Genomic DNA, 10436 nt, shown 5'->3' with positions numbered 1-10436 from the left:
CGACGACCCGGCCTACCTCATCTACACCTCCGGGTCGACCGGACGCCCGAAGGGCACCTGGATCACCCACCGGGCGCTGGCCAACCTGATCGAGCACTTCGTCGACCTGCTCCGCGCCGACGCCCGCACCGCGACGCTCTGGCTGACCACGTTCAGCTTCGACATCTCGGCGCTGGAACTCTTCCTGCCCCTGGTCACCGGCGGGTCGACGGTGGTCGCCCCGGACGCCGCCCGCACCGACGGGCAGGTGCTGCTGGACGTGCTGCGGCGGCACCCGGTCGACATCGTGCAGGCGACGCCGACGACCTGGCGGCTGGTGGCCGAGCAGGCGGGGGACGTCCTGCGCGACGTCCGGCTGCTCAGCGGCGGCGAGGCGCTGCCGGCCGGGCTGGCCCGTCAGCTCGCCGGGGCCGGTCGGGAACTGCACAACGTCTACGGCCCCACGGAGACGACCATCTGGTCCACCGCGGCGCTGCTCGCCGCCCCGTTCACCGGGCCCGTCCACGTCGGTGCACCGATCGCGAACACGCAGGTCTTCATCGCCGACCCGGAGGGCCGCGAGCTGCCGGTGGGCCTGCACGGCGAACTCTGCATCGCCGGTGAGGGGGTGGCGATCGGCTACCACCGCCGCCCGGAGCTGACCGCCGAACGGTTCGGCGGGCACGAGCGGTACGGGCCGTTCTACCGCACGGGGGACCTGGCCCGCTGGCGGTCGGACGGCACCATCGAGGTGCTCGGCCGGATGGACCGTCAGGTGAAGCTGCGGGGCAACCGGATCGAGCTGGGCGAGATCGAGTCGGTGCTCGGCGAGCATCCGGCGGTCGACGCGGCGGCGGTGCTGGTGCACGGCGGCGCCGACGGCACGCTCGTCGCGTTCGTCGTCGGCCCCGACCCGGACGACGCCGTCCACGACGACCTCTGGCGGCACGCCATCGGGGTGCTGCCGCACGCCGCGGTGCCGCAGGAGTTCATCGTCGTGGCCGGCTTCCCCACCACCGGCAACGACAAGGTCGACTATCCCGCGCTGGGCCGGCTCGCCGAGGACCGCAGGCGGCGGGCGCGCGAGGCCGCACGCCCGACGGCGGCCAGCGGCGACCCGGTGCTCGACGAGCTGATCACCCTGTGGCAGGACCTGCTCGGCCATGCCGACGTGCACGCCGGGTCCAACTTCTTCACCGCCGGGGGGCACTCGTTGCTCGCCGCCCGGCTCGTCCAGCAGGTCGAGGCCCGGCTGCGGGTCCGGCTCGCGCTGTCCGACATCTTCGCCAACCCCACGCCGATCGCGCTCGCCGAGGGCGTACGGGCGGCCCAGCGGCAGCGCCTCGACCGGGTCTCACTCAACTAAGGAGCATCCACCATGACAATCACCAGCGACCTGCCCGTCGTCGACCTGCCCGCGCTGCCGTTCGAGCGCGACCAGTTCGACGTCAACGGCATCGCACCGCTGTTCCGCGAGCTGCGGGACACCCAACCGATCGTCCGGGTGCGTACCTCGGCCGGTGACGAGGCGTGGCTGGTCACCCGGTACGAGGAGGTCAAGACGCTGCTCAACGACCCGCGCCTGGGCCGCTCCCACCCCGAGCCGGAGAAGGCGGCCCGGGTCGCCAACGCGGCCGTGCTGACCGGGCCGCTGGGCACCCCGGACAAGGAGGTCGCCGCCCGGCAGCGGTTCCGGCGGCTGATCGGGCCGTCGTTCGCCGCCCGCCGGGTGGAGAAGCTGCGCGGCCAGGTACAGGAGATCGTCGACCAACTGCTCGACGATCTCGCGGCGAGCCCGCAGCCGGCCGACTTCCACGAGGCGCTCTCGTTCCCGCTGCCGGTGCTGGTCATCTGCCAGTTGCTGGGCGTGCCGACGGAGGACCGCGCCGAGTTCCGGCACTACTCGGCCGGCGCCACCGCGCTCGACGACCCCGCCGCGGCGAAGGCCGCCTGGGAACGGCTCGTCGCCTACATGTACCGGCTGATCGACATCAAGCGCGCCGAGCCGGGCGAGGACGTCTTCTCCGACCTGCTCGCGGTCGCCGAGCAGGAGAACCTCAGCGACGACGAGATCGCCCGGATGGGTGCCGGCCTGCTGTTCGCCGGCCACGAGACCACGGTCACCCGGCTGGACCTCGGCACTCTGCTGCTGCTCACCCACCCCGACCAGCGGGAGAAGCTGCAGAACGACCTGAGCCTGGTGCCGTCCGCGGTCGAGGAGATGCTGCGCATGGTCGCCCCGTCCACCCAGGACGTGCTGCCCCGCTACGCACACCAGGACATCACGGTCTGCGGCACCGACGTGCCGGCCGGTGACCTCATCCTGCTCGCCTTCACCGCCACCAACCGGGACCCGGACGTCTTCGTCGACCCGGACCGCTTCGACATCACCCGCGACTCCGACCGGCACATCGCGTTCGGGCACGGGCCCCGGTTCTGCATCGGGTCGAGCCTCGCGCGGGCCGAGTTGCAGTGCCTGTTCGCGACGCTGCTCGTCCGCTTCCCCAATCTCCAGCTCGCTGTCCCCCCAGCCGAGCTGGAGTTCCGCGATTTCACCCTCACCGGTGGCGTAACTTCCCTTCCCGTCACCTGGTGAGCTGAACGCGCGGAACCCACTGGCACCGCCGGCCACGTCCCGCCGGCGGTGCCAGTGTCGCGTCCGGGGCACGTCACCGGGACGCGCGGAACCCCGGGGAGGCGGCCGCCGGCCCGCGCGGACCCCGGCCCATACGGAACCCCACTCCCCCACCTGCCCCCGTCGTGCAGCGGCTCACCCCGCCGGCCGGCGGCTCACCGGGCCCGGCCGGCGGCTCGGGCGCGAACAGCGCGGTGGGCGCCCGCCGGGGGATGATGGCGGCCACCGCGGGTGGGGGGAAAGGTCACTCGGCGATACGGGTCTGCGCCGTCCAGCGGTAGATGACGACGTCACCGTCGACCGCCGTCAGCGACTCGTCGGTGCGCTCGAAGTGCTCGTAGCCGCAGCCGTACTGGACTTTGATCTTCGGCTCCAGGCTGTTGACCAACCGGGCCCGAAAGTCGTCGGGGAAACCGTTCGGGCCGCCCTCGAGACGAACCCTCACCTGCGACGTGGTCATGGCCATACCTCCGGCTCTGTGCTGTCGACGGGCTGTGCGAAACGGTGGGGTCGGGGAGCGCCGGTGCCGACGCCCCGGCCGGTGACGACGCCGGGCCGGTCACCGGCCCGCACGGGCCGGGAACGTCCTCGGCCCCGTCCGTGTCGTCTGCGGTGCACGGCGATCAGCCGATCGTCCAGGTGTCGCCGCTGTCGAGCAGATCGGTGAGCATCCGCGTCGGGTCGCCGGGCCCGGTCGAGGTGGCGTGCGCGACCTGCGCGCGCACGGTGTCGTCGTAGCAGGGCCGGTCGACGGCGCGGAACACGCCGACCGGGGTGGTACGCAGGTCGGATCCGGAGAGCCGGGACAGCGCGAACGCGTACGCCGGGTCGGTGACCGACTCGTCGTGCACCACGATCTCGCCGGGCGGCACCTGCGCGGTGGGGCGGACGGCGAGGCCGAACCCGCCCGGCGGATGCGTGACGCAGAACCGGCCGTCCGTGCCGAACCGGATCGGCTCGCCGTGGGTGAGCCGGATCAGGTGGTCGTCACGGACGTCCGGGTCCTTCAGTGGCGCGAAGGCGCCGTCGTTGAAGATGTTGCAGTTCTGGTAGATCTCGACGAACGCCGAGCCACGGTGGGCCGCGGCGGCCCGCAGCACCGACTGCAGGTGCTGACGGTCGGCGTCCAGGGTACGGGCGACGAAGCTCGCCTCGGCGCCGAGCGCGAGCGAGAGCGGGTTGAAGGGCGTGTCGGGTGAACCGACCGGCGTCGACTTCGTGGTCTTGCCCAGTTCGGACGTCGGCGAGTACTGCCCCTTGGTCAGCCCGTAGATCCGGTTGTTGAACATCAGGATCTTGAGGTTGACGTTGCGGCGCAGGGCGTGGATGAGGTGGTTGCCGCCGATCGACAGCGCGTCGCCGTCGCCGGTGACCACCCAGACCGACAGGTCGGGCCGGCTGACGCACAGGCCGGTGGCGATGGCCGGCGCGCGTCCGTGGATCGAGTGCATCCCGTAGGTGTCCAGGTAGTACGGGAAGCGCGACGAGCAGCCGATGCCCGAGATGAAGACGATGTTCTCGCGCGGGATGCCCAGCTCCGGCAGGAACCCCTGCACCGCGGCGAGGATGGCGTAGTCACCGCAGCCGGGGCACCAGCGGACCTCCTGGTCGGACCGGAAGTCCCGGGCGGTCAACGACAGGGCGACCTCAGGCATCACCGATCACCCTCTCGAAGGCGTTCTCCAGTTCGCCGGTGGTGAGCGGCGAACCCTCGACCTTGGTGTGGGACACCACGTCGACCAGGTACCGGGCGCGTAGCACCCGGGCGAGCTGCCCCAGGTTCATCTCGGGGACGACCACCCGGTCGTAGCGGGCCAGGACGTCGCCGAGGTTCGCCGGCAGGGGGTTCAGGTGCCGCAGGTGGGCCTGCGCCACGGCGTGTCCGCGCCGGCGCAGCGCCCGGCACGCGGCCGTGACCGGCCCGTACGTCGAGCCCCAGCCGAGCACCAGCACCCGGGTGTCCGGGTCCGGGTCCTCCACCTCGACGTCGGGCACCGGGATCGAGGCGATCCGGGCCGCCCGGGTACGCACCATGAGGTCGTGGTTGGCCGGGTCGTACGAGATGTCGCCGGTGCCGTCGGCCTTCTCCAGGCCGCCGATCCGGTGCGCCAGTCCCGGCGTGCCCGGGACCGCCCACGGCCGGGCCAACGTCTGCGGGTCCCGCAGGTACGGCAGGAACCGGCCGTCCGGGCCGTTGGGCTCGCGGGCGAAGCTGACCCGGAGGTCGGGCAGCCGGGACACGTCCGGCAGCAGCCACGGCTCGGAGCCGTTCGCCACGTAGTTGTCCGACAGCAGGATGACGGGGGTGCGGTAGGTCAGGGCGATCCGGGCCGCCTCGATCGCCGCGGCGAAGCAGTCCGCCGGCGTCGCCGGGGCGATCACCGCCAGCGGCGCCTCACCGTGGCGGCCGAACAGCGCCATGTCCAGGTCTGCCTGCTCGGTCTTGGTCGGCATGCCGGTCGACGGGCCGGCCCGCTGCACGTCGATGACGACCAGCGGCAGTTCCAGCGCGACCGCCAGGGAGATCGTCTCGCCCTTGAGCGCCACCCCCGGCCCGGAGGTGGTGGTCACCCCCAACGCCCCGCCGTAGGAGGCGCCCAGGGCCGCCCCGACCGCGGCGATCTCGTCCTCGGCCTGCATGGTGGTCACCCCGAACCGCTTGTGCTTCGACAGCTCGTGCAGGATGTCCGAGGCGGGCGTGATCGGGTACGCGCCGAGGAACACCGGCAGCTCCGACCGGACGCCGGCCGCCACCAGCCCCAGCGCCAGCGCCGCGTTGCCGGTGATGTTGCGGTACCTGCCGGGCGGCATCGGGGCCGGCGCGACCTCGTACCGGACGGTGAAGTCCTCGGTGGTCTCGCCGTAGTTCCAGCCGGCCCGGAAGGCGGTGACGTTCGCGGCGGCCAACTCCGGGCGGGTGGCGAACTTGCGTTCCAGGAACCGCAGGGTCGATGCGAACGGGCGGGCGTAGATCCAGCTCAGCAGGCCGAGCGCGAACATGTTCCTGGCCCGTGCGGCGTCCCGCTTCGACACCCCCGTCTCGGCGAGCGCGCCGAGGGTCAGTGTGGTCAGCGCCACCGGATGGACCTCGTACCCGTCGAGCGAGCCGTCCTCCAGCGGGTTGGCCCGGTAGCCGACCTTCGTCAGCTGGCGTCCGGTGAACTCGTCGGTGTCGACGATGATCGCCGCACCGCGACGCAGGTCGGCGAGGTTCGCCCGCAGCGCGGCCGGATTCATCGCGACCAGGACGTCGGGCGCGTCGCCGGGGGTGAGGGCGTCGACGGCGGAGAAGTGGAGCTGGAAGCTCGACACGCCGGGCAGGGTGCCGGCCGGTGCCCGGATCTCGGCCGGGAAGTTGGGCAGTGTCGCGATGTCGTTGCCGAGCTGGGCGGTCTCCGAGGTGAACCGGTCCCCGGTGAGCTGCATCCCGTCGCCCGAGTCGCCCGCGAAGCGGATGACCACCCGGTCGAGCCGCCGGACCGGCGTCTCCCCCGGTGCCGCACCGGTCGTCGTCGTGTCGTGCACCATCGTCGTCATGGTTCCGCCTCCCGAGCGTCACACGCCGAAACTGGAGAGCACCTCGCGCAGCCGGGCGGCGAAGGCGCGGGGGTGGGTGGTCAGCCCGGCGTGCCCGCCGGGGAACTCCGAGGTCGCCACCCCGAGGTGGGCCGCGAGGCGTTCGGCGGCGACGTATCCCCACACGCCGCGCGAGTCCTGCCCGGCGGCCGGGACGACCCGCGTCGGCCCGGTCTTCATCGCGTCCAGGTCGTCCATGTCGAGCCGGTACTCCCGGAACGCGGGCAGGTCCCGGGACAGGAAGAACTCGATGTTCGCGGTCCGCCGTTCGTCGGGCGGCGGGGGCATGGTGACCCCCGGCTCGGTCGCCAGCCGGCGGAAGTCCACGCCGTTGAGCGCGCCCAGGCGCAGCAGTGCCGGCAGGCCGCCGGCACCCCGGTGCAGCTCCTCCGCCTCGTCGAGGCCGGCGTTGACCGTGCGGCACAGGTCGTCGGCCAGCAGGTCGAGGATCGGCGGCTCGTGCGTGACCAGCACCCGGACCTGTTCCGGGTGCCGGGTGGCCAGGTGCAGCCCGGTGAGACCACCGATGCTCGAACCGAACACCACCGCCGGCTCCGAGGTCACCTCGGCCAGCAGCCGGTGCACGTCGTCGGCGTGGGTCTCCACGGGCACCGGGCGGCCGTCGTCGGGGTCGATGACGCTGCGCGACAGGCCACGCCGGTCGTAGGTGACCACGGTGTACGCCTCGGCGAGCTGCGCGACCAGACCGGCCGCCCGGTCGGCGTCCCCGTCCCCGCCCTGGAGTATCAGCAGCACCGGTCCGGAACCGCAGATCTGGTAGTACAGGTTGGCGTCCGGAACCCGAAGCGTGCGACCGATCTCACTCATACGCCCGATCGTCGCGGGCGGACCTAACGCGAACCTTGCGTCCGGCTGTCGCGTCCCGGGGCGCCCGCCGGCGGCGGTGTCAGCCGGTGGGGGCGAAGGTGTCGCGCAACGCCGGTTCCAGCGACCGGCCGGTGGTGGGTTCGACGAACAACTCGGCCAGTAGCAGGTCGGCGAGGTGGGTGGGGTTGAGACCCGCCTCCCGGCGCGCGAGAGCGTGCAGCAGTCCGCCGCAGCCCAGCGCGGCACGGGCGGCGGGGGCGGGCAGGCGGCCGACCCGGCGCGGCCGGCCGACGGCGTGGGCGATGCGGGTCATCATGGCCGCCCAGGTGAGGTTCTCGTCGGCGACCGGGACGTCCTCGCCCCGGGCCTGTTCGAGCGCGTCGGCGGCGACCTCGGCCACGCTGCGCGCCGAGGCGGTGGCCGTTCCACCGACGGGGACCGCCAGCGGCGCCCGGGACCGCGCCCACCGGTCGAGCGGACCGGCCCAGTTGGGCAGCCGGTCGCCGGCCCGGCCGAAGACGAACGGCAACTCCAGCACGGTGACCGGCAGCTGCGGGCCGGCGGCGGCGCGTCCCTCGGCGGCCTGTTCCCGCCGGCACCTGATGTAGACGTGCCGGTCCGCCAGCCGCCACTGCGGATACCGCCGGTCGAAGAAGGTGTAGTACGACCCGGTCAGTACCGCCCGGGTGAGGCCCTCGGCGCGGGCGGCGGTGAGCAGGCGTACCACCGGGTCGACGAGTTCGCGGCGCAGCAGCGGGTGGATCGGCCGGGGCAGCACCCGCTGTTCGTCGGCCCGGGTGGCGAGGACGACACCGTCGTGGCCGGCGAGCAGCGGTCGCAGGTCGTCGGCCGAGGCGGACTCGACGTCGAGCAGGTGGTCGACGTCCGGCCGGGCGGTACGGGCCACCGTGGTCACCCGGTGTCCCCGCCCGCGCAGCACCTCGACGACGTGCGCGCCGATCAGACCGCTACCACCCACCACGAGGATTCTCACGTCTCATCGTCCACTGCGGACCGGGCCGATTGTCAAGCCACGCCCTCCGTGGCCGCCACCGTCGGCGGCCACCGGCCCGGTGGATCAGGTCGCCAGTTCGGCGAGGAACCGCTCGGCCCGGCGGGTGTGCAGGAACGCACCCCGCTCGGCGGACGCCGTCCGGGCCCGCTCGGCGGCGGCCCGGACGACCTCGACCGGCTCGCCCCGCGCCCGCAGCAGCCGGGCCCGCAGCAGGAGCAGCAGTCCCTCCGGGTGACGCTGACCGCACGACTCCAGATAGTGGTCGGCCTGGTCGAGCGCGCTCGCGGCAGCGTCGACCGCGCCACCGGCGAGGAGCATCTCGCCGAGGAGCCCGTGCCAGGCGGCGACGTCCGAGCGGGGCGGGTCGAGCAGGTGCGCGGCGATGAGCCGCCGGGCCCGGTCCGCGTTGCCGAGCGGGTCCCGACCGGTCACCGCCAGCGCCCAGCAGCGGGCCAGCCGCTGGTAGGTGCCGAGGAAGACGAACGAGAACCCGGGATCGACGGCGATCCCCCGGCCGGACGCGCGCAACGCCAGCACCGGATCACCGACGATCACCGCTATCCGGGCGGCGGCGCACGCCCACACCGTGAGCGTGTACGGGTCGTCGCCGGCCAGGTCCTCCAGCCCGTCGAGCACGGCCCGGCCGTCGGCCACCGCGCCGTGCAGGCTGGTGACCTCGGCCAGCATCGCGGCCATCAGCAGCTGGAGGTCGTGCCGGACGGGGTCCTCGTCCCGGCGCGGAACGTCGAAGATCATGCCCCGGGACCGCTCGAGCCAGCGGACCGCCTCACCGATCTCCCCGTAGTCCCACTGTTGCAGGCCCCAGGCGTGCAGGCCGCAGGCGAGCACCCACGGGTCGGCGGACTCCTGCCCCCACTCCAGCAGCCGGCGGGCCAGCGGGGCGCTGCGGTCGAGTTCGAGCGCCTGGACCAGGGCGGCCCAGCGGGAGTAGAGGAAACCGGCCGCCTCCCGCTCCCGGCCGAGGTCCCGGGCCAGGTGTTCGGCCCGTTCCAGCAGGTCGGTCACCGAGGAGCCGTACATCGACCGCATGCCGAGGACGGCGGTGAGCTGGGCGAGGGCGGACAGCTCCCACCCGGCCAGTCCCGCGCCGCGCGCCACCTGCACCGCCGAGCGCAGCCACCGCTCGGCGACGTCGAGCGCCGACTTGCCCGCCGCGTACCGGCCCGCGCGGATCAGCGCCTGCGCCGTACGGGCCGGTTCGGCGAGCAGGCCGGCGGACCACAGGTGGTGGGCGAGGCGCTCGACCACCGTCTCGGCGTCCGGACCGCCCCGTTCGAGCGCGTCCGCGATCCGCAGGTGCAGCTGTCCCGCCTGGGCCGGCCGGGTCGTCGCGGTCACCGCCTCGCGGACCAGGTCATGGGAGAACCGCAGCGAGAACGGGTCGTCCGGGCGGCTGTGGAGCATCCCGAGCGCCCGCACCGGTTCCAGCCGTTCCAGGCAGCGGTCGAGGTCGAGTCCGGCCACGCGGGCGAGCAGCCCGAGTTCCACGTCCCGGCCGATCGACGCGGCGATCCGGAGCAGGTCGCGACTGTCGGCGTCCAGCCCGGACATCCGGTCGATGACCACGTCCCGGACGGTGGCCGGGACACCGGTGCACCCCCGGGGCCGGTCGGTGAGCAGCCGGGACAGTTCCCGGACGAAGAACGGGTTCCCGGCGGTGCGGGTGAGGATGCCACGGGTCGACTCCGGGGTGGGCGTCGAGCCGGTCTCCCGGCGGACGAGTTCGGCCACCTCGGTCTCGTTGAGGTTGCCCAGCCGGATCCGCTGGTGACCGGGGAGCCGGCTGACGGTGGCGAGCATCCGGGACAGCGCGGAACCGGGGGTGGGGGCGTGGTCGCGCAGCGCGCCGACCATCAGGGTGCCGCCGGGCAGCCGGGCCGCCAGGTGGCTGATCAGGCGCAGGGACGCGTCGTCGCCCCACTGCAGGTCGTCGAGGGCGAGCACCGTCGGCCGCCGCGCCGAGGCCGCGGCGACGGTCGCGACGACCTGTTCGAAGAGCCGGAACGGGAATCCGTTGTCGGGCAACACCGGCGCGGCAGGGTCGTCCCGGCGCGGCTCCAGCAGGCTGCCCAGTTCCCGGCCGACCGGGACGTCCCCGGGCGTCACGTCGAGGACGGCGCGGATGACCTGGACCCACGGCCACATCGAGGGCGCGCCACCGCCGTCGAGGCACTGCCCCCAGACGACGAGCGCGCCGCGCCGCGCCGCCTCGGCGGTGGCCTCCCGCAGCAGCCGGGTCTTGCCGACCCCGGGTTCACCCTGGACGAGCACCAGCGCGCTGCCGCCGGTGAAGGCCGCCGTGGTCGCGTCCCGTAGGGTCGCCAACTCGCCGTCCCGGCCCACCAGGCCGTCACCGGCGGGCGCCGGCAGCGCGGACGGCCC

General features: G+C 73.7%; 8 protein-coding genes. 2 read left to right on the top strand and 6 right to left on the bottom strand.

What is annotated here, in order from left to right:
- Together ACOJTC_RS29230 and ACOJTC_RS29225 are read left to right on the top strand one after the other, a co-directional pair.
- Positions 1-1345 (top strand): non-ribosomal peptide synthetase (locus ACOJTC_RS29230; protein ID WP_420119298.1); only part of this gene is annotated, 1345 nt, incomplete at its 5' end.
- Positions 1346-1357: 12 nt separating this feature from the next.
- Positions 1358-2575: a cytochrome P450 gene (locus ACOJTC_RS29225; protein WP_204924112.1), complete on the top strand. Its 1218-nt coding sequence runs from the start codon at positions 1358-1360 to the stop codon at positions 2573-2575.
- A gap of 283 nt (positions 2576-2858) precedes the next feature.
- Here ACOJTC_RS29225 and ACOJTC_RS29220 read toward each other — a convergent pair whose 3' ends face one another.
- From ACOJTC_RS29220 to ACOJTC_RS29195, 6 genes are all read right to left on the bottom strand, one after another.
- Positions 2859-3059 (bottom strand): DUF5988 family protein, encoded by a 201-nt coding sequence (locus tag ACOJTC_RS29220; protein ID WP_357932461.1) that lies wholly within the window; start codon positions 3057-3059, stop codon positions 2859-2861.
- 178 nt (positions 3060-3237) lie between these two features.
- The gene (locus ACOJTC_RS29215; protein WP_420119297.1) at positions 3238-4272 is read right to left on the bottom strand and encodes a 2-oxoacid:ferredoxin oxidoreductase subunit beta; all 1035 of its coding nucleotides are present in this window, start codon (positions 4270-4272) and stop codon (positions 3238-3240) included.
- On the bottom strand, positions 4262-6142 hold the full coding sequence (locus ACOJTC_RS29210; protein WP_420119299.1) for a 2-oxoacid:acceptor oxidoreductase subunit alpha: 1881 nt from the start codon (positions 6140-6142) through the stop codon (positions 4262-4264). Before ACOJTC_RS29210 ends, ACOJTC_RS29215 begins: the two co-directional genes overlap by 11 nt.
- Positions 6143-6169: 27 nt before the next feature.
- Positions 6170-7018: an alpha/beta fold hydrolase gene (locus tag ACOJTC_RS29205; RefSeq protein ID WP_420119296.1), complete on the bottom strand. Its 849-nt coding sequence runs from the start codon at positions 7016-7018 to the stop codon at positions 6170-6172.
- Positions 7019-7097: 79 nt separating this feature from the next.
- A complete protein-coding gene (locus tag ACOJTC_RS29200) occupies positions 7098-8012 on the bottom strand; it encodes an NAD-dependent epimerase/dehydratase family protein (protein ID WP_420119295.1) in 915 nt (304 codons plus the stop codon).
- 84 nt (positions 8013-8096) lie between these two features.
- Positions 8097-10436 (bottom strand): ATP-binding protein (locus tag ACOJTC_RS29195; RefSeq protein ID WP_420119294.1); only part of this gene is annotated, 2340 nt, incomplete at its 5' end.

It is taken from the genome of Micromonospora sp., assembly GCF_048594385.1.
In the GTDB taxonomy this organism is placed as follows: Bacteria; Actinomycetota; Actinomycetes; order Mycobacteriales; family Micromonosporaceae; genus Micromonospora; species Micromonospora wenchangensis.
This window is presented reverse-complemented; position numbering and strand designations above follow the sequence as displayed.

What these genes read in the sequence shown, in the direction of transcription:
- ACOJTC_RS29225 (WP_204924112.1), top strand. Translation starts at nt 1,358, where the DNA reads ATGACAATCACCAGCGACCTGCCCGTCGTCGACCTGCCCGCGCTGCCG.
- ACOJTC_RS29210 (WP_420119299.1), bottom strand. Translation starts at nt 6,142, where the DNA reads ATGGTGCACGACACGACGACGACCGGTGCGGCACCGGGGGAGACGCCG.
- ACOJTC_RS29205 (WP_420119296.1), bottom strand. Translation starts at nt 7,018, where the DNA reads ATGAGTGAGATCGGTCGCACGCTTCGGGTTCCGGACGCCAACCTGTAC.